Origin of the sequence: Nocardia sp. JCM 34519.1, assembly GCF_020361265.1 — a bacterium.
Lineage (GTDB): Bacteria > Actinomycetota > Actinomycetes > Mycobacteriales > Mycobacteriaceae > Nocardia > Nocardia arthritidis_A.
In genome coordinates this window covers 183,946-206,796 of record NZ_JAIRBR010000005.1, presented here as the reverse complement: position 1 = coordinate 206,796, position 22,851 = coordinate 183,946, and the positions used below count along the sequence as shown (strand labels likewise).

The following is a 22,851-nucleotide window of genomic DNA, read 5'->3' as shown; positions in this document are numbered from 1 at the left end:
GAATCACCTGCCACTGTCGAGGATTCCGCTCTGCTCGGCCTGGTGCACATTACGGATGTGCTCGGCATAGTTGTCGGCGAACAGGGTGGTGCCCTGTACGGGGTCGACGGTCACGAAGTACAGCCACTTCCCCGGCTCCGGATTCTCCATGGCCTTCAGTGCGTCGATCGACGGTGAAGAGATCGGCGTCGCGGGTAGGCCGGTCATCGCGTAGGTGTTCCAGGGGGTTTCCTTCGCCCGGTCGGTCCCGCTGGTGCTGACCTCGGTGCGGTCGAGCGCGTAGTTGACGGTCGAGTCGAACTCCAGCTTCTGGTCGGCGTTCAACCGGTTGACGATCACCCGTGCCGCCTTGCCCATGTACTGCGGGTGCACCTCCCGCTGGATCATCGAGGCGCCGGTGAGCATCTGGTATGGGTTCAGTTTGGCGTCGCCGCCGGACTGCAGCAGCCCGGTCGACTCGTATCTCGCGGCGCTCGCGGTGATCAGCTGCTTCAGGATGTCCTGCGGCGAACTGCTCGGATCGAAATCCAGCGAGCCCGCCATGATCAGCCCCTCGAGCTGCCTACTGCGATCGGGTACCGCGCGCACTGCGGCGACGGCCCAGTTCGGCACCCCGAGAGCGGCCAGATCGGTGCTCGCGCCCGCCGCGTCGAGCTGTTCGTAGGTGACGCACTTCTTGTCGGCGCCGGTGCCGATGCAGCTGGCGTCGGCGATCTTCCGATAGATGCCCTCGGTGGGTGCACCGGTCTTCACGTCGTGTTGATCGTGCAGCTGCCTGCCCTCGGAGATGACGAGGTAGCCGACCCGCGATTCCTTGTTCACCAGCGCCGCAACCGCTTTGGCGCCCTGACTGTGGCTCGGGACGGCGTAGAAGCCGGGCTGCACCGAGTTCATATTCGTATTGCGCAGCGCCGCTTCGTAGAACGCGCCGGTGCTGGCGACGACGCCCTTATTCAGCATGGTTTGGGCGATCTGCTCCGAAGTGTCGCCCGGATGCACCTGCACCACCACCAGCGGTCCGGGCGCCCCGGCGTAATCCTCCGGCGCGCTGAACCGCTTCATCAGTTTCAGGCCCGCGAAACCGGCCGCGGCCAGGAACAGCAGCACGAACACCGCGCCGACGATCCACAGATTGCGGCGGCGGCGTTTGCGCTCGGCCGCCTTGCGCGAAGCCATCCTGGAGCGCTTACGCGGTTGTGCCGCACGCGATTCCGTGCGCCCGCGCCGCGGCTGCTTGCGCGCGGGCGGCTCCTCGTATTCGGGCTCGCCGTACTCGTCGTATTCGTGACTGTCGTACTGGTGACTGTCGTAATCGGGCTCGCGTCGACCGCTTCGACGATGGTGCCCGGTATGGCCCTCGTCCTCGTCGGTGTAGCGGGGGATGACGGTGGTGTCGTCCTCGTATTCGGCCCAGGCGTCCTGTTCGGGTCTGGCGACCCGGTCGCGCGACTCCCGGTTGTCGCGCGCCTCCCGGCCCCACGCTCGGTCGTCGCGCCGGTAACGCCGCTCAGCCTCGCGCTGTCGGAAACGTTCCTCGGCCCGCGCCCATCGATCCGTCATGCATCGTCCCCTGGCACTGGACGAGCCATTCCGATCGACCTCAACACCGCACTCCGTTCGTCCAACCATCCTTGCAGGATCGATACGGCCGCCGCCTGATCGATCACCTGCCGCTGGCCACGCGCGCGAACTCCACTGTCCCGCAATGCACGTGCAGCAGACACCGTAGTCAAACGTTCGTCGGAAAGTCGGACGGGCACCGGAGCGATCGCGACCCGCAAATCGTCGGCGAACGCTGCGGCAAGCCCGGCCGCGACGCCTTTTTCGCCCCGCAATGTCCGGGGCAGGCCGACGATAACCTCGACCGCCTCGTACTCCCGCACAATTTCGGCAATTCGGTTGATATCCGGTGCGCCGCCACCGGGCGTGCCCGGTTGATCACCGCGGCGGCCGGATTGCTTGGCGCGCGGCACGGTTTCGACGGGTGTGGCGAGGATGCCGTCGGGATCGCTGGACGCGACGCCGATCCGGACACTGCCGACATCGACGCCGATCCGCCTGCCCCGGCCGGGATCGGTGGCCGGGTCGGGCCGGTCGGCGCCGCGTCCGGCGTCCGGCGAAGATGTACTCGCGGGGTCCTCCATTACTTCGCCAGCTCGGCCACCCGAGCGCGGACCGCGGCCAGTCCGGCCGCGATACCGGACGGATCCGAGCCGGCGCCCTGCGCCATCTCGGGTTTACCGCCGCCGCGGCCCGCGATGCTCGGGCCGAAGCTGCCGACCAGATCGCCCGCCTTGAAGCCAAGATCCTGGGCGCCCTTGTTCACGGCGACCACGAACGGCACCTTGCCGTCGGCATTGCCGAGCAGCACGACCACCGCGGGCTGACTGCCGAAGCGGCCGCGAATATCGGTGGCCAGGGTCCGAAGGTCGCCCGCCGCAACACCTTCCGGCGCGGCGGCGGCCACCAGCAGCACGCCGCCAATCCGCTCGGCATCCTCGACGAATTTGCCGGCCGAGGCCAGCACGGACTGAATCTTGGTGCGCTCCAACTCCTTTTCGGCCACCTTGAGGCGCTCGACGAGCTGTTCGACCCGCCCCGGCACCTCCTCCGACGGCACCTTCAGCGAGGCCGCGACACCGGCCAGCAGCGCGCGCTCCCTGGCCAGGTACTTGTAGGAGTCCAGGCCGACGAAGGCCTCGACGCGCCGCTTACCGGATCCGATGGCCGATTCGCCGAGCAGCGTGATCGGGCCGATCTGGGAGGAATGCTGCACGTGCGTACCACCGCAGAGCTCCATCGAGAACGGGCCGCCGATCTCGACCACGCGGACCTCGTCGCCGTAGTTCTCACCGAACAGCGCCATCGCACCCATCTGCTTGGCCTTGTCCAGATCGGTGACGAAGGTGTTCACCGGGAAGTCCGCCCCGACCGCATCGTTCGACACGGCCTCGATATCGGCCTTCTGCCGCTCGGACAGCTGCCCCTGCCAGTTGAAGTCGAAACGCAGATAGCCCGGCTTGTTCATCGAACCCGCCTGCACGGCATTGGGTCCGAGCACCTGACGCAGCGCGGCGTGCACCATATGCGTACCCGAGTGGCCCTGCGTCGCGCCGCGCCGCCACGCCGGATCCGCCTGTGCCAGCACCACATCGCCCTCGGTGATCTGGCCCTGCTCGACGGTGGACTTGTGCACCCACAGCGTCTTGGCGATCTTCTGCACATCGTTGACGCGCAACTTCAACCCGGCCGCCGTGATGCTGCCACGGTCGGCGATCTGACCGCCCGACTCGGCGTACAGCGGGCTGCGGTCCAGGATCACCTCGACATCCTGACCGACCGTCGCGGTCGGCACCCGGACGCCGTCGGCGATGAGCGCGAGCACATTGGCCTCGGAGGTCAGCTCGTCGAAGCCGGTGAATTCGGTGGGGCCGCGGTCCACCCACTCCTTGTAGATCGAAAGGTCGGCGTGGGCGTGCTTGCGGGCCTGCGCATCCTCCTTGGCGCGCTGGCGCTGCTCGGCCATCAGCGAGCGGAAGCCCGCCTCGTCCACCGTGAGCCCGGCCTCGGCGGCCATCTCCAGGGTCAGATCGATCGGGAAGCCGTAGGTGTCGTGCAGGGTGAAGGCGTCCGAACCGGCAATCGTGTTGCCGCCCTTGGACTTCAGCGCCGCCACCGTATTGTCGAACAGGGTGGAGCCGGTGTTCAGCGTCTTCAGGAACGCCGTCTCCTCGCCGACGGCGACGGTTTCGATGCGCTGGAAATCGGTGGCCAGCTCCGGATACGACGGGGACATCAGCTCGCTGACGACCTTCATGAACTCGCCCATCACCGGCTTCTCCGCGCCGAGCAGGCGGGCCGAGCGCACGATGCGACGCAGCAGGCGACGCAGCACGTAGCCGCGGCCGTCGTTGCCCGGATTCACCCCGTCGGCGATCAGCATGGCGCCGGTGCGCGCATGGTCGGCGATGACGCGGAAACGCACGTCGTCGACGTGTTCGACACCGTAGGAGCGGCCGGTGAGCTGTTCGGCCTTATCGATGATCGGGCGCAGCAGATCGGTCTCGTAGACGTTCTCCACGCCCTGCAGCAGGAATGCGACGCGCTCGACACCCATACCGGTGTCGATGTTCTTCTTGGGCAGCGGGCCGAGGATCTCGAAATCGTCCTTGCCGCGCCCCTCGCCGCGCTCGTTCTGCATGAACACGAGGTTCCAGATTTCGAGGTAGCGGTCCTCGTCGGCCTCCGGACCGCCCTCGCGGCCGTATTCCGGACCGCGGTCGAAGTAGATCTCCGAACACGGGCCGCACGGGCCGGGGATGCCCATCGACCAGTAGTTGTCGGCCATGCCGCGGCGCTGGATGCGCTCCGGCGGCACGCCGACGCTCAACCAGATCTGCTCGGCCTCGTCGTCGTCGAGATAGACGGTGGCCCAGAGCCGTTCGGGATCGAAGCCGAAGCCGCCGTCCTCGACGCTATTGGTGAGCAACGACCAGGCCAGCTCGATCGCGCCGCGCTTGAAGTAGTCGCCGAAGGAGAAATTGCCCGCCATCTGGAAGAAGGTGTTGTGGCGGGTGGTGATGCCGACGTTCTCGATATCCAGGGTCCGCACGCATTTCTGCACGCTGGTCGCGGTCGCGAACGACGGGGTCTGCTGACCGAGGAAATACGGCACGAACTGCACCATGCCCGCGTTCACGAACAGCAGGTTCGGGTCGGCCAGGATCAGCGAGGCACTCGGCACCTCGGTGTGGCCGGCACGGACGAAATGGTCCAGGAAACGCCGTCGAATCTCGTGGGTCTGCATAACCATCCAGCCTACCGGGGCGGCTCCATCGGGTTTTCATCGGTAGCCGGTGATCCGCGCCGGTCAGCGCACCGGGTTCGTCAGACGTGGTACACCTGCCCCGTGACGTCTGCTGAGGCAAAACCGGTGCTGGTCATCGACGGATCGGCGTTCGACGACTTCGAAGGGTTCGCGCGGGAATTCTCGAAGCTGCTCGACGACTACGTCTGGCGCGGCAATCTCGACGCGTTCAACGACATTCTGCGGGGTGGGTTCGGGACGCCGGAGGACGGGTTCGTGCTGCAGTGGCTGCATTCGGAACGGTCGCGGGAGGCGCTGGGGTGGGCCGCGACCATCGCTCGGCTAGGGCAGGTCGCGACCACCTGTCATCCGGATAATCGGGAGCATTTCGCCGCGCGAATCGCCGCCGCGCGGCGGCGCGAGGGGCGGACGCTGTTCGACGAGGTGGTGGCGATCATTCGGGACCACGGGCCCGGCGGACAGCAGCAGGCCGACGGCGTCGATCTCGAACTGCGCTGAATCTCGACGCGCCTCATTCCCCCCGCACGATCCGGCGCAACTTGGTGACCCGCGGCCCGACCTCACGCTCATACCCGTGATCCGTCGGATGGTAATAATCCGACCCCACCAGCTCGTCGGGCGGATACTGTTGCGCCAGAACACCATCCGGATGATCGTGCGGGTATTTGTACCCCTGCGCGTTGCCGAGCCGAGCCGCACCCGCGTAATGCCCGTCGCGCAGATGTGCGGGCACCGCACCGGCCTTACCCCCGCCGATATCGGCGAGCGCTTTACCGATCGCGGCGGCCACCGCACCCGATTTCGGCGCGGTGGCGATATGAATCGTCGCGTGGGCCAGCGCCAACTGCGCCTCCGGCATGCCGACCAACTGCACCACCTGCGCGGCCGCGACCGCGGTCTGCAGCGCGGTCGGATCGGCCATGCCGACATCCTCACTGGCCTGAATCATCAACCGGCGGGCGATGAATCGCGGATCCTCGCCCGCGCTGATCATCCGGGCGAGGTAGTGCAGCGCGGCATCGACATCGGAGCCGCGAAGGGATTTGATGAACGCGCTGATCACGTCGTAATGCTGATCACCGGCCCGGTCGTACCGGACGGCCGCCCGGTCCACGCTGGCCTCGACCAGATCCACATCGACGACGCCGTCCAGTGAGGATTCGGCCGACGCCTCCAGCGCGGTGAGCGCGCGCCTGGCATCACCGCCCGCGATGCGCACGATGTGATCGAGCGCCGCATCGGTGACGGTGTATTCGCCGCCGAATCCGCGCGGATCCTCGACCGCACGCGTCAGCACCTGCCGCACATCCGCCTCGGTGAGCGAACGCAGTTGCAGCACAAGCGATCTCGACAGCAACGGGGATACCACCGAGAAGGACGGGTTCTCGGTGGTCGCGCCGACCAGCAGCACCACCCGGTTCTCCACCGCGGCGAGCAGCGCGTCCTGCTGCGTCTTGGAGAACCGGTGCACCTCATCGATGAACAGCACGGTCTGTTCGCCGGCGGCCAGCCTGCGCCGCGCCAGATCGATGACCGCGCGCACCTCCTTCACCCCGGCCGAGAGCGCGGACAGCGCCTCGAACCGCCGCCCGGTAGCTTGCGAGATGAGGGAGGCCAGCGTGGTCTTGCCGGTGCCCGGCGGCCCGAAGAGCAGCACCGATGCGGCGCCCGACCCCTCGATCAGCCGCCGCAGCGGCGATCCCGGGCCGAGCAGATGCCCCTGGCCGACCACCTCGTCCAACGACGCGGGCCGCATCCGCACCGCCAGCGGCACGAAATCCCCGGCGCCCCGGAACTCGACGCTGCCGCGCGCATCCGGCTCCGCCGCGACCTGCCCCGGCATGTCGAACAGCCCATCGCTCATATCCCGACCGTATCGTCCGGGTGCGACATCTCCCGGGCCCGGATCACCGCGTCCCGTCGGGCAGCCACGAATTGCCGGGCACCGTCCAGTTCTGGTCCTTGATCATCCGCCGAGCCGCCCGCTGATTCCGGCCGATGAGGCGGGACAGGTAGAGCCGTCCGCGGAGGTGATCGGTCTCGTGCTGCAGGCAGCGCGCCAGGTAGCCGGTGCCCTCGACGGTCACCGGTGCACCGGTCACGTCGACGCCGGTGACCCGCGCCCAGTCCGCGCGACCGGTGGGGAACCATTCGCCGGGCACCGACAGGCAGCCCTCCAGGTCGTCGTCAGGGTCGGGCATGGTCTCCGGCACCTCGGACGTCTCCAGCACCGGGTTGATCACGCAGCCGCGATGGCGCACCGAATCATCGATCAGGTCGTATACGAATACGGCGCGCGGATCGCCCACCTGGTTGGCGGCCAGGCCCGCGCCGTGCGCCGCGGTATTCGTCTCGAACAGGTCGTCCACGAACGCGGCCAGCTCGTCGTCGAACTCGGTGACGGGCAGCGCGGGCGCGGACAGCCGGGGATCACCGGCGATGAGAATCGGTCGAACAGCCATGCGATGAGGGTACTAGCCGATTTCGGTTGTCCCTGAAGGGCTTCCGATTCTCCGCTGCGAAACCTATTCCGCCCAGCGCTCTTCCAGCATGGCGGAGACGTCCTCGGCGAAATCGCCGACCGCGTCGTCGCCGGTGCAGCGGGCGTCCTCGGCGAGCGCGGCCCACCGATTGATCAGCGCCTCCGACCGCGGCACCGACAGCCCGTGCTCGCGAGCCGCCGCGATCCGGGTGTGATCCGCGGGCAGGAACCAGTAGGTGGTCAACCAGACCCAGATGAGGCGTGCCTCCAGGATCCGCTCGGCCAGCACCGCGTCGTCCGCGAGCGCCGGCCAGACACCGACCACCTCGGAACGCCACGCCTCGACCATCTGCCTGGCGCGCTCCCTGGACAGTTCGAAATCGCACAGGCAGCCCGGGAAGGAGACCAACGCGTACGCGATATCCAATGTGGCATCCCGGAATCCGCCCCACTCGTAGTCGAGGAAGCGTGCGCCCTCGTTGTTGAGGATCACATTGTCCGGGCACAGGTCCGACGGGCTGAACGCGCGCAGGCGCCCCGCCGAGAACAGCCGGTTGCCCCGAACGATGCGCTCGGCGATCTCGCCCGGCACCTCGATGCCGAGTTCGCGGCGCAGCAGATGCGGCACCTCGGCGATGGCCGATTCGGCCTGCTGGGCGATGCCGTCGACGCGGTGCACCACATCCACCCGGCGCAGCAGCGCGACGAAATCCGCCTCGCGCCCGACGGTCGCGGCGTGCATCCGGCCCATGGCCTGCGCGAACGCCATCAACGCATTGCGGGTGGCCGGTTCGGCGCCGGACTGCAGCACGGAGGTGAGGCGGGTGTTCTCGCCGAGATCGCTCAGCACCAGCAGCCGGTCGGGCAGGCTGTGCGCGATCAGGTAGGCACCGGGCCGCTGCTCCCGGCTGAGCGCGGTGGTGAACTGATACGACACCGCCTCACGCAGGAATGCGGAATCGATGCTGGCGACGCCCGGCGCGAGACCTCCGGTGCGGCGGTCCGCCGCCGAGCCGCGGACCTGTTTGAGAATCAAGGTCCTCGGCAACGAGAAGGCGTTCTCGGCGACACGCACGCGTAGGACCGTCGTCCTACCACTGCCGCTGAGTTCGATCGGATCGCTCAGCTTTACCGGAGCACCCATTCGCTTTGTGAGCAACTGTTGCGCTGCGGACACGACTTCGGTGGCGCGTTCGGCCAATAGTGCGGTCATCGCCTCTCAAGTTACTCGCATCGGGTCACTTCTAGCGAGCGGTTGCACAACCTTTCCGCGTCGTTCGGCGTGTCTCGCTCGAGGTTGCGGAACGGGCGCTGATTTGCTTGACAGTGCAAGTGCCCGTGCGGTTTTCTCATCGTGAACTGCAGTGCGCCACACCGCAAACCGGCTGCGTCGAAAGGTCTTGGCAATGACCGAACCGCCCGCCTCAACACCCGCCGAACCGGGTGGCGACGCACCCGGGCACGGGGGTGGGGAACATCGCACAGCGCAGCCGGGTCCGGCCCAGCACGCCCCGGGTCCGGCCGCCGACCACGGCAGGCACGAGATGGCGGGCTCGGCCGGATATCCGCAATTCGAGGGTCCGGGCGCGCCGCAGTACGGCAGTGAACCGGTCGAACCGCCGCCGCCCATGCCCCCGCACCCGGGCGCGCCGCAGCCGACCTACGGTCCGCCCGGCACCATGCCACCACCCACCGCCGCGATGCCACCGCCCACCGGAACCATGCCACCCGGCGCCTATCAGCCGCCCTATCAGCCGCCCGGCGCGATGCCGCCGCCACCGCCACCCGGAGTTCCGCAACCGTATGGCTACCAATACGCCGCACCGACCGGTCTCGATGTCGGAATCGCGCTGAGCTACGGCTGGGAGAAGTTCCGCGCCAACGCGCCCGCCTGGATCGGGGTGACCGCGCTCGGCGTGCTGATCTATCTCGCGTTCGTGATCGTCGTGCAGATCACCGAGGTGAATTCGATCCTGCCGCTGTTCATGATCTTCCTGGCCGTCATGGTCGCGGTCTGGCTGCTGCAGGCCGCGTTGGTGCGCGGCGCGCTCTACGAAACCGACGGCAACAGACCGGCTTTCGGCTCGTTCTTCCGATTCGTCAACGCGGGCAACGTATTGCTCACCGCACTGCTGGCCTTCCTCGCCACCGCGATCGGATTCGGATTCTTCATCCTGCCCGGCATCGTCATCGGCTTCCTGTGCATGTTCTCGATACATTTCGTCATCGATCAGGACCTCGGCCCGTTCGCGGCGCTGAAAGCCAGTGCGGTGCTGGTGCTCAACAATCTGCTGCAGACATTGCTGCTGGCCATCGCGGTGGTGGTGATCACCTTCGTGGCCGCGCTGCTGTGCGGACTCGGATTGCTGGCGGCCGGGCCGGTCTGCGTCATGGCGGTCACCTATGCCTATCGCGTGCTCAGCGGCGGAGTCGTCGCCTGAACGAAAAATCCGCGGCGTCACCGGTTTTCGGTGACGCCGCGGATTTCGTGTCCGAGCGGCCTACTCGGCCGCGTCCTTCTTGTCCGGCTTGAAGTCCAGCCCGGCCTCCTTGCGCTGCTGCGCCGTGATCGGCGCGGGCGCATCGGTGAGCGGGTCCACGCCGCCACCGGTCTTCGGGAAGGCGATGACCTCACGGATGGAATCCAGGCCCGCGAGCAGGGCGGTGATGCGGTCCCAGCCGAAGGCGATGCCGCCGTGCGGCGGCGCACCGAAGGCGAAGGCGTCCAACAGGAAGCCGAACTTCTCCTGCGCCTCCTCGTGGCTGATGCCCATCACCTTGAACACCCGCTCCTGCACGTCGCGCCGGTGGATGCGGATGGAGCCGCCGCCGATCTCGTTGCCGTTGCAGACGATGTCGTAGGCGTAGGCCAGCGCCGAACCCGGATCGGTGTCGAAGGTGTCGAGCGACTCCGGCTTGGGCGAGGTGAACGCGTGATGCACCGCGGTCCACGCCGAATAGCCAAGCGCCACATCGCCGCTCGCGGTCGCCTCGGCGGCGGGTTCGAACAGCGGCGCGTCGACGATCCAGACGAAGGCCCAGGCGTTCTCGTCGATCAGGCCGCACTTGCGGGCGATCTCACCGCGCGCCGCGCCGAGCAGCGCCCGGCTCGACTTCACCGCACCGGCCGCGAAGAACACACAGTCGCCGGGTTCCGCGCCGACCTGCTTGGCCAGCCCGTCGCGCTCGGCCTCGGTCAGATTCTTGGCGACCGGGCCGCCGAGCGTGCCGTCCTCGTTCACCAGCACATACGCCAAACCCTTCGCGCCGCGCTGCTTCGCCCACTCCTGCCAGGCGTCCAGCTGACGGCGCGGCTGGCTCGCACCGCCCGGCATCACGACGGCGCCGACATACGGCGCCTGGAAAACCCGGAACGGCGTGTCCTTGAAATAGTCGGTGAGCTCGGTGATTTCGACGCCGAACCGCAGATCCGGCTTATCCGAGCCGAAGCGCCGCATGGCCTCCGCGTAGGTCATATGCGGGATCGGCGTCGGGATCCGGTAACCGATGAGCTCCCACAGCGCGCTCAGGACGTCCTCGGCGAGCAGGATCACATCCTCCTGGCGCACGAAGCTCATCTCGATGTCGAGCTGGGTGAACTCCGGCTGCCGGTCGGCGCGGAAATCCTCGTCGCGGTAGCAGCGCGCGATCTGGTAGTAGCGCTCGATGCCGCCGACCATGAGTAGCTGCTTGAACAGCTGCGGGCTCTGCGGCAGCGCGTAGAAGCTGCCCGGCTGCAGCCGCGCGGGCACCAGGAAGTCGCGCGCGCCCTCGGGCGTCGACCTGGTCAGCGTCGGGGTCTCCACCTCGACGAATTCATGTTTGGCCAGCACCTGCCGCGCCGCGGCGTTCACCTTCGAGCGCAGCCGGATCGCATGGGCCGGGCCCTCCCGGCGCAGATCCAGGTAGCGGTGCTTGAGCCGGGCCTCCTCACCGGGCTGCTCGTCGAGTTGGAACGGCAGCGGGGCGCTTTCGTTCAGCACCTCCAGCTCGGTGACGTTCACCTCGATCTGCCCGGTGGGCAGCTCCGGATTCTCGTTGCCGCCCGGGCGCTGTTCCACCACACCGGTGACCTGGACGCAGAATTCGGCGCGCAACCGGTGCGCCTGCTCCGCCGGATCGCCCTCGCGGAACACCGCCTGCGCAACGCCCGACGCATCACGCAGATCGATGAAGATCACCCCACCGTGGTCACGACGACGGGCCACCCAGCCGGTGAGGGTGACGGTCTGACCGGCATGCTCGCTTCGCAGCGAACCGGCCAAGTGGGTGCGCAGCACGGGATTCCTTTCGACGATGTGACACCGGAATGCCCACCCGGTGCGCTAGCCATCGTAGTTAGACACATTCCCCGAGTGAAAACCGATCTCGGCCCGCACATGCCAAGCTATAGCTGCCCCGGGTTGCCACACGGTTTTCCGGGCCGCGGATCGGATACAGACTCTATGCGAGACTCCTCCCGGTCCGCGAACGAGCGCCAGGCGCTGCCGAACAACACAGAAAGCGATGACGACCCATGACCTTCAACGAGGGCATGCAAATCGACCCCGATGCGGTCAAGTCCGGTGGCGGGATGGGCGGCAAGATCGCGCTCGGCGGCGGTGCGGGTGGACTCATCCTGGTGGTGATCGCACTGCTGCTCGGGGGAAACCCCAGCTCCCTGCTCGGGCAGTTCACCGGCGCGAAGGGCCAGGACCAGAGCCAGTCGCAAGCCCTGCAGGGCACGCCGGCGCACTGCAAGACCGGCGCCGATGCCAACAAGTACGTCGACTGCCGGGTCGCGCTGACCGCGCAGAGCCTGAACGCGGTGTGGGCCGCCGAACTGCCCAAGCAGGTCAACAAGAACTACGCCAAGCCGACCGTCCGGTTGTTCTCCGCCGCCGTCGGCACCGGCTGCGGCCAGGCGTCGAGCGCGGTCGGCCCCTTCTACTGCCCGGCCGATCGCGTCGCCTACTTCGACACCAGCTTCTTCCAGGAACTGGTCGATCGCTTCGGCTCCAGCGGTGGGCCGCTTGCCCAGGAGTATGTGGTGGCGCACGAAATCGGCCATCACATCCAGAACCTGCTCGGCGATATCGGCCGGGCGCAGAAGGATCCGCGCGGTCCCGAATCCGGATCGGTCCGCACCGAACTCCAGGCCGACTGCTACGCGGGCATCTGGGCCTATTACGCGGATAAGCTGCCCGCACCCGGAACCAACCAGCCGTTCCTGAAACCGTTGTCGGACAAGGATGTCAACGACGCGCTGTCGGCCGCGGCCGCGGTCGGCGACGACCGGATCCAGAAGTCGTCCACCGGCCGCGTCAACCCGGAGGCATGGACACACGGCTCCTCCACCGAGCGGCAGAAGTGGTTCCTGTCCGGGTACAAGACCGGCAAGATCAGCGCCTGCGACACCTTCTCGGCCCAGGACCTGAACAACCCACCCCCACCGCGCTGACCTTTCGCCTTGTCTCGCAAGGCTTTTCGTCAGCCTCGGCGCGGCGGGCGGCCACTCGCGCGGTCGTCGGCCGCATCCGCATGGACTCCGTCAGGTTGCGCACGCCCGCCGGACCGGATGCGGCCGAGCGATGACCTGGATCGACTCACCCGCGCGACAGACGGCAAGGTGAGCCGCGCGCGATGCCCGCGTGCGGCACTGCCATGATCTACGGCGGAATTTTGTTGCGGCACAACGATGATGGAGGCGGGATGGGTAAGACGAGGACGGTTCTGTTCGCGACGATCGCAGCACTGGCCGTGACGCCGCTGACGAACGGATCAGGAATTGCCGCCGCGGCACCCGCCGCTCCGGTGGCCTTGCTCACGCTGACCACATGGCCCGGCGGTTGGCAGGGACGGACCGATCTGCGGCCCGTTCTGGAGGTTTCGGCGGACGGGCGGGCGGTGAAATCGCCCGATGCTGCGGACCCGAACCGCGGATCCGACAAAGCGCCGAAGCGGGTCGACGGGCATATTCCGGCGGATGTGCTGTCCGCCGCGGTGAGCGAAACCAAGGCGGTGGCCGCGCTCGACCTCGGCATGCCGTCGAATTCCGATCAGGGCAGTCAGATCATCGACCTCATGCCGCAGGCGCCCGACCAGGATGTGCATGTGGTCATGTACGCACCGGATTCGACCGAAAACCTCAACGCCGAACAACAAGCCAACCGCAAACGGTTCAGCGAGCTGTACCGGAAACTGGTGGACGCATTCGTTCAGGGGTGATCGGTACGCCGAGTGCTTGATCGCGCCGGTACGACGAAATCCGCCTAGCCAGGCGGCGGAGTGCGTTGCATGTGGTGTTCCGGGTTCGCCTCTTCGGGGAGGAATCGGTACGTCACGCAAGTGGTTGCGTCGCTACGACGACTGGATCGCCTGAGGTAGGCGCGGGGTGCGTCGGCAGGCGGGGTCTCGTTCCCACCGAGCGGGACCGGGTCGGCCGGTATCCATGTGTCGGTAACACCGCACCTCGGCTCTAAGGTGCACACCCCGTACATCGAATGTGCGGTTCGAAGCCGGGGTGCGGCAGCCTTATTTTATCTTTGAGCGCGTAGGTAACTCGCTGAGCGGGACCGCGGCTTCCAGTTCCATGCTGCAACTGGCTTCTCGGAAGGCGATTTCGGCCTGAGCGGACAAAAACAGCGCGAATAGGCGGAAATCCGGCGGAAATCGCGTGGTTTTGTCCGCTCAGGCCGGATGCCGCAGCACCAGTGCGGAGATCACCCCGGATTCACCTTTGAACACATAGGTAACCGGTCCGCGCCCAGCAATCGGCTTCCCGCACACGCTATTGCCTACGCGAGAACCTGAAACCTACGCGGGAACAACGCCATCCGTGATGCGCAACCGGAACACTGCTCCCTGCACCTACTTCGGGCGATCCAGCCGTAGCGACGCAACCGCACACCCAGTGCACCGCTTCCCGGACCCCAGCCACCGCCTCCGGGCTCCCAGCGCACCGCCTCCGGGCTCCCAGCGGACCACTTCCCGGCCCCCAACGCACCGCCTCCCGGACCCCGGCCACCTCCGGCCCCCACCCACCGGAGGCGAACCCCGCACCCGTAACTACCTAGAACTGGTCCTGTTCGTAATCCGAAACGATCTCGTCCGGATGTGTCGCACCGATCACGTCCGGGGTGGATTCGCCCAGGGGGCCGGTCAGATCATCGTTGCCGGTGCGGCTCTGGTAGGGCTGCACCGTGCGGGCATGTTCTTCGTCGTTGCTGCGCTGTGTGCCTGCGGCGCCGGGGCCGCCCATGAACGAGTTCGCGCCGGTGCCGGTGCCGGTCGGGCTGGTGCGGGTGAGCACGGGTTCGTTGGGGGTGACGCCGGGACGCAGCGTCGGCGGGACGGTGGTGCCGGGTACGCCGGTGAGCTTCGGCGTCGACGGGGTGCCGGGGGTGCTCGGCGTGCCGCTGGTCGACCGGTACGGGACGCCGGACAGGCTGGGCGTGCCGGGCGCGTGGCTGGTGGGCGTGCCGGTCGGGCTGACCGAGGTCGGCGAGGTCGAGGTGGATGGGCTCAATGTGCCGGTCGGATCCTGCAGACCGGCGCTCTGGGTCGAGGTGTCGGTGGCCGACTGCGCGATGTCCTTGGCCTGGTTCAGGATCGGCTCGCCGATGTTCTTGGCGACCGCGGCGGCCACCTCCTGCGGTGCGGGCAGTCCGCTCTGCCCGACCATCTGCTGCACGATGCCCGTCAATTCGGCTGTCTGCCCGGACAATTCGCCGCGGGTGAGGTTGACGATGCCGACGGCCTGGCCGAGATGTTCGGTGGCCGAGGCGAGCAGCGTCGCCTGTGCGGGCGGGGTGAGGATCACCGGCGCGAGCGCGGTGGCCTGCGTCGCGAAAGATGTTGCGACACCGACCAGTTGGGCATTGCCCTTCTGCACGACCGCGGCGGCCTTCTCGGTGAGGTCGGCCATTTGGGTGCCGCGCTGGCTGGTCTCCTGGCCGTGGTTGTTCGCCTGCTGGCCGGAGGTCTGGGCGCTGCGCGAGGCCTGGCCCTGCCAGAGCTCCTCCACCGTGGACAGGCTGCCCTTGCCGACCTGCATGGCCGCATCGATGACCTTCGACGCCTCGCTGAGCAGGGTGGACGGATTGATCGCGCCGAGCACACCGGTGCCGAAGGTGCTGAGCAACTGCAGGATCGGCTGGATCAGCTGGTCGATGCCCGGCAATGCGGGCAGCGAAACACCTTGCAGCAGTGAGGCGACCGGATCGGCAGGCATGGTCGCGCCGGGAACCGCGGCGGCCGTGGACGGCGCGGCGGCAGCGGCGGCGGTCGCGGTGGACGGCGTGCCCGCGATGCTGCTGACCGCGTTCTGCACATGGCTCGCGACCTGCTGGGCGGCATCGGCTACCGGCTGCGCCGCATGCTGGATGGCGGAGCTCGCATTGTCGACCGCGGAGCTCACGTCGTGGTGGATGCCCGTCAGAATGTCCTGCGCGTCGGGCTGCTGGCCACCCGGGAATCCGGGCAGACCGGCCGGCACGGTACCGGTGGCGTGATCCTCGGAGATCTTGCGGGACAGCACGAAGGCGGGCGGTTCGATGGGCGGCAGATCCGCGGGCAACTGCGGCAGCGGGGTATCGAGGATGGCCTGCGCGGCGGGCGCCGCCGCCTGCTGCGCGGCGACCACGGTCGGCGCCGCGTGATGCGCGGTGGCCGCGACCTGTTCCACGGACGGTGCGATGACGCCGCTGGTGTCGAGGTGACGCACCATGGTCACAGACCTCCCGCGATCTCGGCGGTCTTGCTGGCCATCGCCCCCGAATTGATCATGTCGGTGATGTCGTAGGCATTGGCCGATTTGAACGCGGCATCGGACAGCTTGGCGTATTTGGCCGACAGATCGTTCATATCCTTCGCCTGCAGCACCTGCGCCGCGGCGAACATGGCCAGATAATCGGCCCCGATCAAACCGAATACCGGCGTGAGCGCGGTGACGTTCTTGACGACATCAATATTCGCCACTCCGGCGATATCCCCCGCGATACCGGCATTCGACGCGGCGAACGCGCGAACCGCCTGAGTTTCCACCGATAGTTCATCGCTCATGCGTACTGCCCCCCAATCTTTGTGAACATAGTCGTCGGCTCGTGTGTGGTGAGCCGCGCTCCCGGTCGGTGCACCTCGCCTGATCAGGTCGCGGCCGCTACGGTTGGGGTCAATATAGCCCACGGTAGCGACAAGTTTCGAGCCATCGCGCAGCCCGAGTCGATCACACTCCCGGCGGACCCGTACCCGATCTCGAAGGAACTGAAACGTGTTGCAAATTAGAACAAGTTCTATATTCTCGGTGCCATGAAGGTCGCAGTGACCGGCGCCGCCGGCTACCTTGGCACGAATCTGTTGCACCGCCTGGTCGGCCGCGGCGACGAGGTCATCGCGATAGATCGAGTCACTCCCACGCGGCCCACCGACCCGAAGGTCACCTGGGTGGACGGCAATGTGCTCGATCCGGCATCGATGTGCTCGGTGCTCGAGGGCGCCGAGGTCGTCTACCACCTGGTCGCCGTCATCACGCTGGCCGACAAACACGATTTGGCCTGGCAGGTGAACACCGAAGGGGTGCGCGTCGTCGCCGAGGCGGCCCGGGCGGCCGGTGTGCGCCGGATGGTGCACGCGAGCTCGATCCACGCGTTCAACCAATACTGTTGCGGCGGCCGCATCGACGAGAGCTCACCCCGCTCCACCGATTCCGGCCTGCCCGTCTACGACCGCTCGAAGTGGACGGGCGAGGTCGAACTGCGCAAGGTGATCGAACAGGGCCTGGACGCGGTGATCTGCAATCCAACCGGCGTCTTCGGACCGCTCGACTTCTGCAAACCGCTCTCCCGGATCAACCGCACACTGCGCGACGCCGCACACGGCCGCGTCCCCGCCATGATCGGCGGTGGCTTCGACCTGGTCGACGTGCGCGACGTGGCCGACGGCCTGATCCTGGCCGGCGAACACGGCCGCACCGGCGAGAACTACCTGCTCGGCGGATCGATGATCTCGATGCTGGACCTGTGCCGGATCGCCGCCGCGCAGAACGCGAAGAAGGGTCCGCGGTTCGCCGTCTCCCCCAGGCTCGTCTCCGGCCTGATTCCTGTGCTGGAGCCGATCGGCAAGCTGTTCGGCACCGATATCGTCTCCAAGGCCGCGCTCGGCGCGCTGGTCTCCGCTCCCGTTGTCGACCACGGCAAGGCCGAACGCGAGCTCGGCTACCGGCCGCGCCCCACCGCGGATACGGTCCGCGATCTGGTCGCATTCTTCGCCGACCCGGACTGCCTGCCGACACCCGATACCCGCCGGATCGCCTGATGTCTCACGCAAGCCGATGGGAACCTTTCGGGGGCGGCCGATTTGAGAGCCTCCACCCGATCGGCCGGGAACGAGCCCAAGTCCCTGAGTAGCCGATTATGCGGCGGTATCAGGTTGCCTCACGTCGGTCGGTCCATGCCCGCGGACACGGCGGATCATCCGGCCGACCACACACCGGTGGCCGCCGCCCGCCGGGCGTACTCGGCGAAATCCCGCGGCTCACGCCCGGTGGCTCGCAGCACCCCATCGCTCAGAAAACCGGTATTTCCGCGATGCAGCCACTGGAACGGACCCGCCCGCATCTCCGCCGACCGTCGGTCGTAGCCCCGATCCATCAGATGTCGCACATAATCGGGCACCTCCACCGGCACGTACCTGATCTGCCGACCGGTCGCCTCGGCGATCTGCGCGACCGCATCGGCGAAGGTCATCGCCTGCGGACCGGACAGCTCGTATATCTGTTCGTGGTGGCCGTCCTCGGTGAGCGCGGCGACCGCTACCGCGGCGATATCGACGGCGTCGACGAAGGGCACCGTGCCATCGCCCGCGGGTATCACCACCGCGCCGTCGCGCACATCGGACAGCTTCGGATCCTCCTCGAAGGTCTGCGCGAACCAGCACGGCCGCACGATCGTCCACTCCGCACCGCTCTCGCGGGCCGCGCGCTCCCCGTCCGCCACGGCCTGAGCCCATGGCCCGTACGGGGTTTCCAGCAGGTAATCCTCGCCGTCGTCGCCCCGCCCGGACAGCGCGACGATCCGCCGGACCCCCGACCGCACGGCCAGCTCGGTGAACTCCGCCGGGTCCACCACTCACCCACCACGCCCCATACATTCAGATACACCGTGTCGACATCGGCCAGGGCGGGCCGCCAGGTGGACCGGTCCGCCCAGTCGAAGCGATCGGGGCTGGTCCGGGAGACGGCCCGCAGGGGGCGCCCCAGCTGACGCAGCTGAACGACTACATGGCGACCGACCTTGCCGGTCGCACCCATCACCAGAATGTTCTTCATACCCGGCACCCTACCCGAGATTTAGGTTACCCTAACCTAAATCGAGCCCGAGGTTGCTTGACACTCGATAGAACAAATGTTCGACTGATTGGGTGCGGTGGCAAAGCCAGACCCTGGACGCCGATGACGGCGCCCTGCCCGGCCTCGACCGGGCCGGGTTCGTGCGCACCGTGCAAACGCCGGAATTCGAGGGCATCACATTTCACGAGGTGCTGTGCAAAAGCGCGCTGAACAAGATGCCGGAAAGCTCCGGACTGCCGTTCCACTGGACGATCAATCCGATGCGCGGCTGTTCGCACGCCTGCCGGTACTGCTTCGCCCGGCCATCGCACGAATACCTGGAATTGGACGCGGGCCGCGATTTCGATTCGCAGATCGTGGTGAAGACCAATATCGCGGCGGTGCTGCGCAAGGAGTTGCACCGGCGATCCTGGCATCGCGAACCCGTGGCGCTGGGCACCAACACCGATCCCTATCAGCGAGCCGAGGGCCGATACCGGTTGATGCCGGGCATCATTGGCGCACTGACCGATTCCGGCACGCCGTTCTCGATTCTCACCAAGGGCACGCTGCTGCGCCGGGATCTGCCGCTGCTGACCCAGGCGGCGCGGCAGGTGCACGTGAGCGTCGCGGTATCGATCGCGATCCTGGACCCGGCGCTGTATCAGGGACTGGAATCCGGAACGCCATCGCCCAGAGCGCGTTTGGAGCTGGTGAGCGCGCTCGCCGATGCCGGATTCGCGGTGAATGTCATGGTGGCCCCGGTGATTCCGTATCTCACCGACGGCCGCGCGCACCTGGACGAGCTCTTCGGCGCGATCGCGGCGGCGGGCGCGAATTCGGCCGTCGCGTTCGCGATGCATCTGCGCGGCGCGACCCGCGGCTGGTTCCTCGGCTGGCTGGCCGAACACCATCCCGCGCTGCTGCGCCGCTACCGGCAGCTGTACGGGCGCGGTGCGTACGTGACTCCCGAATACGCGACCTGGCTGCGCGAGCGGGTGGACCCATTGCTAGAAAGACATGGCCTGAAGCGAAAGCCGCAGGTGGAGCCGGAGCCGCGGTCGCAGGGTCCGCTCACGACGGATCCGCAGCTCGCCCTGTTCACCTGATACCGCCCGGTTGGTTCTGGTACGAAGACCCCGCATCGGACGCTTTTCCCGTGTGCCGGGGAGTAGTTTGGCCAATGGCACCTCTCACCGACGAGGAAAGTGAAGTAGGTACATGGTTTCGCACGAAAGTGATGTCGGCACAGCGAAATTGGAAAAGGTCGTCATTCGGTTCGCCGGTGATTCCGGCGACGGAATGCAGCTGACCGGCGACCGCTTCACGCACGAGGCGGCGGCCTTCGGCAACGACCTGGCCACCCAGCCCAACTTCCCCGCCGAGATCCGGGCGCCGCAGGGCACGCTGCCGGGCGTCTCGTCCTTCCAGATCCAGATCGCCGACTACGACATCCTCACCGCTGGCGACCAGCCCGACGTGCTGGTGGCCATGAATCCGGCGGCGTTGAAGGCGAACCTGGAGGATCTGCCGCGCGGCGCGACCCTGATCGTCAACACCGACGAGTTCAGCAAGCGCAATCTGGCCAAGGTCGGCTACGCCGCCGATCCGCTCGACGACAACACCCTCTCCGATTTCGTGGTGCACCGGGTGCCGATGACCACCCTGACGCTGACCGCCACCGAATCGACCGGGGTCGGCAAGAAGGACGCCCAGCGCGCGAAGAATATGTTCGCGCTCGGCCTGCTGTCCTGGATGTACGGTCGCCCGATCGGCGGCACCGAGCAGTTCCTGCGGGAGAAGTTCGCCGCCAAACCCGAGATCGCGCAGGCGAATATCCTCGCGTTCCGCGCGGGCTGGAACTACGGCGAGACCACCGAGAGCTTCGCGACCACCTATTCGATAGCGCCCGCCGCGCTGCCGCCCGGTACCTACCGCCAGATCACCGGCAACACCGCGCTCGCCTACGGACTCGTCACCGCGGGCCAATTGGCCGGGCTGCCGGTATTTCTCGGCACCTATCCGATCACCCCGGCCTCGGACATCCTGCACGAGCTGAGCAAGCACAAGAACTTCGGGGTGACCACCTTCCAGGCCGAGGACGAAATCGCCGGTATCGGTGCGGCTTTGGGCGCTTCGCTGGGCGGGGCGCTCGGCGTCACCAGCACATCGGGTCCCGGTATCGCGCTGAAGAGCGAGACGATCGGCCTGGCGGTGATGACCGAATTGCCGGTGGTGGTCATCGATGTGCAGCGCGGCGGCCCGTCCACCGGTCTGCCGACCAAGACCGAGCAGGCCGATCTGCTGCAGGCGCTCTACGGCCGCAACGGCGAATCGCCGGTCGCCGTTATCGCGCCGCGCTCGCCCGCCGACTGCTTCGCGACCGCGGTGGAGGCGGCCCGCATCGCGCTCACCTACCGCACGCCGGTGCTGCTGCTGTCCGACGGCGCGATCGCGAACGGCTCTGAGCCGTGGTCGATTCCGCGCGTCTCGGAGCTGGCGCCGATCGATCCCGGATTCGAACCGGACGCCGACGACGAGTCCGGATTCCAGCCGTACGCCCGCGATCCGGAGACCCTGGCGCGGCCGCTCGCGGTGCCGGGGACCAAGGGCCGCGCGCATCGCATCGGCGGCCTGGAGAAGGCCGACGGCACCGGCAACATCTCCTACGAACCGGGCAATCACGAGCTGATGGTCCGGCTGCGGCAGGCCAAGATCGACGGTATCGCGGTGCCCGAACTCGAGGTCGACGATCCCGACGGCCGGGCCGAACTGCTGCTCATCGGCTGGGGCAGTTCGTTCGGGCCGATCGGCGAGGCGTGCCGCCGGGCGCGCAGGCGCGGGGTGCCGGTGGCGCAGGCGCATCTGCGGCATCTGAATCCGTTGCCGCCCAACCTCGGTGATGTGTTGCGCAGCTACCGGACGGTGGTCGCGCCGGAGATGAACAACGGGCAGCTGGCCATGCTGCTGCGCGGCAAGTATCTCGTCGACGTGCAACCCTGGACGAAGATCGCGGGCACCGCGTTCTCGGCGCAGGAACTGGTCGGCGTCATCGATGCGGCGCTGGACGGCTCCATCGAGGATATGGAACACGACAAGGCCTTCGCCGCCCGCGCGCGGGCCACTTACCGCACAGCAGGGGGCAACCGATGACGATCACCGAAACCTCGCTCGTCCGAACCGATCTCGGCCTCACCGGGCTGTCCGGGGTGCCGAAGGCCGACGGACCGCAGAAGGTCAAGGACTTCACCTCCGATCAGGAGGTGCGCTGGTGCCCCGGCTGCGGCGATTACGTCATCCTCGCCACCGTGCGCGGATTCCTCGCCGAACTCGGATTGCGCAGGGAGAACCTGATGTTCGTCTCCGGGATCGGCTGCTCCAGCCGGTTCCCGTACTACCTGGAGGCCTACGGCATCCACTCCATTCACGGCCGCGCCCCCGCCATCGCCACCGGACTGGCGGTGACCAGGCCGGATCTGTCGGTGTGGGTGGTGACCGGCGACGGTGACGCGCTGTCCATCGGCGGCAATCACCTCATCCACGCCCTGCGCCGCAACGTGAATCTGACCATTCTGCTGTTCAACAACCGGATCTACGGCCTGACCAAGGGCCAATACTCGCCGACATCCGAAGAGGGCAAGGTCACCAAGTCGACGCCGATGGGTTCGGTGGACCACCCGTTCAACACGCTGTCGGTGGCGCTCGGCGCCGAGGCCACCTTCGCCGCGCGGGCGCTGGACTCCGACCGCGCCGGGCTCACCGAGGTGCTGCGCGCCGCCGCCGAACACCGCGGCACCGCCTTCGTGGAGATCCTGCAGGACTGCCCGATCTTCAACGACGGCTCCTTCGACGCGCTGCGCCGGGACAATGCGGCGAACCACCTGATCCCGCTGCGGCACGGCCTGCCGATCACCTTCGGCGCCGAGGGTGAATTCGCCGTCGTCCGAAGCGGTTTCGGGCTGGAGGTGGTGCGCACCGCCGAGGTCGCCGAATCCGACATCGTGGTGCACGACGCCTACTCCGACAATCCGGAATACGCCTTCGCGCTCTCCCGGCTCTCCGATCAGGATCTGGACCACGTCGCCACCGGCATCTTCCGCAGCGTCACCCGCCCGACCTACGACGACGGCGTCCGCGCCCAAGCGAAACTGGCCAGGGAACGCAAACCCGTCGACCAGGATTCCCTGCAGAAACTGCTCAGCGGCACCGAAACCTGGACCGTCGGCTGACGCAGGG

General features: G+C 67.5%; 18 protein-coding genes and 1 pseudogene. 8 read left to right on the top strand and 11 right to left on the bottom strand.

The window, feature by feature from the left end:
* Window positions 1–3 precede the first annotated feature (3 nt).
* From mltG to alaS, 3 genes are read right to left on the bottom strand one after another with little or no spacing between them, the layout of a single operon-like run.
* Entirely contained in the window at window positions 4–1,560 is a 1,557-nt protein-coding gene (gene mltG, locus LGY53_RS15555; protein ID WP_225727392.1) for an endolytic transglycosylase MltG, read from the bottom strand.
* Window positions 1,557–2,144, bottom strand: coding sequence for a Holliday junction resolvase RuvX (gene ruvX, locus LGY53_RS15550; RefSeq protein WP_225727391.1), 588 nt, complete (start codon window positions 2,142–2,144; stop codon window positions 1,557–1,559). Before ruvX ends, mltG begins: the two co-directional genes overlap by 4 nt.
* The gene (alaS, locus tag LGY53_RS15545) at window positions 2,144–4,807 is read right to left on the bottom strand and encodes an alanine--tRNA ligase (protein WP_225727390.1); all 2,664 of its coding nucleotides are present in this window, start codon (window positions 4,805–4,807) and stop codon (window positions 2,144–2,146) included. Before alaS ends, ruvX begins: the two co-directional genes overlap by 1 nt.
* A 102-nt stretch (window positions 4,808–4,909) precedes the next feature.
* Between alaS and LGY53_RS15540 the strand changes: the two genes are divergently transcribed.
* Entirely contained in the window at window positions 4,910–5,326 is a 417-nt protein-coding gene (locus LGY53_RS15540; protein WP_225727389.1) for a barstar family protein, read from the top strand.
* Between the two features lie 13 nt (window positions 5,327–5,339).
* Here the strand turns inward: LGY53_RS15540 and LGY53_RS15535 are convergent, their stop codons facing one another.
* The 3 genes from LGY53_RS15535 to LGY53_RS15525 form a co-directional block, all read right to left on the bottom strand.
* Window positions 5,340–6,692: a replication-associated recombination protein A gene (locus LGY53_RS15535; protein WP_225727388.1), complete on the bottom strand. Its 1,353-nt coding sequence runs from the start codon at window positions 6,690–6,692 to the stop codon at window positions 5,340–5,342.
* Window positions 6,693–6,735: 43 nt separating this feature from the next.
* Window positions 6,736–7,290: a peptide deformylase gene (locus tag LGY53_RS15530; RefSeq protein WP_225727387.1), complete on the bottom strand. Its 555-nt coding sequence runs from the start codon at window positions 7,288–7,290 to the stop codon at window positions 6,736–6,738.
* Between the two features lie 63 nt (window positions 7,291–7,353).
* A complete protein-coding gene (locus tag LGY53_RS15525; RefSeq protein ID WP_167476005.1) occupies window positions 7,354–8,523 on the bottom strand; it encodes a phosphotransferase family protein in 1,170 nt (389 codons plus the stop codon).
* A 193-nt stretch (window positions 8,524–8,716) separates the two neighbouring features.
* Here LGY53_RS15525 and LGY53_RS15520 point away from each other — a divergent pair, with 193 nt between their 5' ends.
* Window positions 8,717–9,751, top strand: coding sequence for a hypothetical protein (locus tag LGY53_RS15520; RefSeq protein ID WP_225727386.1), 1,035 nt, complete (start codon window positions 8,717–8,719; stop codon window positions 9,749–9,751).
* Window positions 9,752–9,811: 60 nt separating this feature from the next.
* Here the strand turns inward: LGY53_RS15520 and aspS are convergent, their stop codons facing one another.
* Entirely contained in the window at window positions 9,812–11,590 is a 1,779-nt protein-coding gene (aspS, locus tag LGY53_RS15515) for an aspartate--tRNA ligase (RefSeq protein WP_225727385.1), read from the bottom strand.
* Between the two features lie 236 nt (window positions 11,591–11,826).
* Between aspS and LGY53_RS15510 the strand changes: the two genes are divergently transcribed.
* A complete protein-coding gene (locus LGY53_RS15510) occupies window positions 11,827–12,750 on the top strand; it encodes a neutral zinc metallopeptidase (RefSeq protein ID WP_225727384.1) in 924 nt (307 codons plus the stop codon).
* A 251-nt stretch (window positions 12,751–13,001) separates the two neighbouring features.
* Window positions 13,002–13,517 (top strand): hypothetical protein, encoded by a 516-nt coding sequence (locus tag LGY53_RS15505; RefSeq protein WP_225727383.1) that lies wholly within the window; start codon window positions 13,002–13,004, stop codon window positions 13,515–13,517.
* Between the two features lie 844 nt (window positions 13,518–14,361).
* Here the strand turns inward: LGY53_RS15505 and LGY53_RS15500 are convergent.
* Both LGY53_RS15500 and LGY53_RS15495 read right to left on the bottom strand, forming a co-directional pair.
* Complete coding sequence (locus tag LGY53_RS15500; protein WP_225727625.1) at window positions 14,362–16,017, bottom strand: hypothetical protein; 1,656 nt, start codon at window positions 16,015–16,017, stop codon at window positions 14,362–14,364.
* A 2-nt stretch (window positions 16,018–16,019) separates the two neighbouring features.
* Window positions 16,020–16,352, bottom strand: a complete 333-nt coding sequence (locus tag LGY53_RS15495) for a type VII secretion target (RefSeq protein ID WP_225727382.1) — start codon at window positions 16,350–16,352, stop codon at window positions 16,020–16,022.
* A gap of 246 nt (window positions 16,353–16,598) precedes the next feature.
* Between LGY53_RS15495 and LGY53_RS15490 the strand changes: the two genes are divergently transcribed.
* Window positions 16,599–17,603 carry an NAD-dependent epimerase/dehydratase family protein gene (locus tag LGY53_RS15490; RefSeq protein WP_225727381.1) on the top strand — a complete coding sequence of 335 codons (1,005 nt, stop codon included), beginning with the start codon at window positions 16,599–16,601 and terminating at the stop codon, window positions 17,601–17,603.
* Window positions 17,604–17,758: 155 nt separating this feature from the next.
* Here the strand turns inward: LGY53_RS15490 and LGY53_RS15485 are convergent, their stop codons facing one another.
* Together LGY53_RS15485 and LGY53_RS44430 are read right to left on the bottom strand one after the other, a co-directional pair.
* The gene (locus LGY53_RS15485; RefSeq protein ID WP_225727380.1) at window positions 17,759–18,415 is read right to left on the bottom strand and encodes an NAD(P)H-binding protein; all 657 of its coding nucleotides are present in this window, start codon (window positions 18,413–18,415) and stop codon (window positions 17,759–17,761) included.
* 35 nt (window positions 18,416–18,450) lie between these two features.
* A pseudogene (locus LGY53_RS44430) lies at window positions 18,451–18,597 on the bottom strand (hypothetical protein); the annotation flags it as partial.
* A 110-nt stretch (window positions 18,598–18,707) separates the two neighbouring features.
* Here LGY53_RS44430 and LGY53_RS15480 point away from each other — a divergent pair.
* The 3 genes from LGY53_RS15480 to LGY53_RS15470 all read left to right on the top strand — a co-directional run bounded on the left by LGY53_RS15480 (window position 18,708) and on the right by LGY53_RS15470 (window position 22,844).
* Window positions 18,708–19,724, top strand: a complete 1,017-nt coding sequence (locus LGY53_RS15480) for an Rv2578c family radical SAM protein (RefSeq protein WP_225727379.1) — start codon at window positions 18,708–18,710, stop codon at window positions 19,722–19,724.
* A 112-nt stretch (window positions 19,725–19,836) separates the two neighbouring features.
* Entirely contained in the window at window positions 19,837–21,768 is a 1,932-nt protein-coding gene (locus LGY53_RS15475; RefSeq protein WP_225727378.1) for a 2-oxoacid:acceptor oxidoreductase subunit alpha, read from the top strand.
* Window positions 21,765–22,844, top strand: a complete 1,080-nt coding sequence (locus LGY53_RS15470; protein WP_225727377.1) for a 2-oxoacid:ferredoxin oxidoreductase subunit beta — start codon at window positions 21,765–21,767, stop codon at window positions 22,842–22,844. The genes LGY53_RS15475 and LGY53_RS15470 overlap by 4 nt, the downstream gene beginning before the upstream one ends.
* Window positions 22,845–22,851: the final 7 nt, after the last annotated feature.

Coding starts and splice junctions, on each gene's coding strand:
- LGY53_RS15500 (WP_225727625.1), bottom strand. CDS start 16,017: ATGGTGCGTCACCTCGACACCAGCGGCGTCATCGCACCGTCCGTGGAA.
- LGY53_RS15525 (WP_167476005.1), bottom strand. CDS start 8,523: ATGACCGCACTATTGGCCGAACGCGCCACCGAAGTCGTGTCCGCAGCG.
- LGY53_RS15505 (WP_225727383.1), top strand. CDS start 13,002: ATGGGTAAGACGAGGACGGTTCTGTTCGCGACGATCGCAGCACTGGCC.
- mltG (WP_225727392.1), bottom strand. CDS start 1,560: ATGACGGATCGATGGGCGCGGGCCGAGGAACGTTTCCGACAGCGCGAG.
- ruvX (WP_225727391.1), bottom strand. CDS start 2,144: ATGGAGGACCCCGCGAGTACATCTTCGCCGGACGCCGGACGCGGCGCC.
- alaS (WP_225727390.1), bottom strand. CDS start 4,807: ATGCAGACCCACGAGATTCGACGGCGTTTCCTGGACCATTTCGTCCGT.
- LGY53_RS15530 (WP_225727387.1), bottom strand. CDS start 7,290: ATGGCTGTTCGACCGATTCTCATCGCCGGTGATCCCCGGCTGTCCGCG.
- LGY53_RS15475 (WP_225727378.1), top strand. CDS start 19,837: ATGGTTTCGCACGAAAGTGATGTCGGCACAGCGAAATTGGAAAAGGTC.
- LGY53_RS15495 (WP_225727382.1), bottom strand. CDS start 16,352: ATGAGCGATGAACTATCGGTGGAAACTCAGGCGGTTCGCGCGTTCGCC.
- LGY53_RS15510 (WP_225727384.1), top strand. CDS start 11,827: ATGACCTTCAACGAGGGCATGCAAATCGACCCCGATGCGGTCAAGTCC.
- LGY53_RS15490 (WP_225727381.1), top strand. CDS start 16,599: ATGAAGGTCGCAGTGACCGGCGCCGCCGGCTACCTTGGCACGAATCTG.
- LGY53_RS15535 (WP_225727388.1), bottom strand. CDS start 6,692: ATGAGCGATGGGCTGTTCGACATGCCGGGGCAGGTCGCGGCGGAGCCG.
- LGY53_RS15470 (WP_225727377.1), top strand. CDS start 21,765: ATGACGATCACCGAAACCTCGCTCGTCCGAACCGATCTCGGCCTCACC.
- LGY53_RS15520 (WP_225727386.1), top strand. CDS start 8,717: ATGACCGAACCGCCCGCCTCAACACCCGCCGAACCGGGTGGCGACGCA.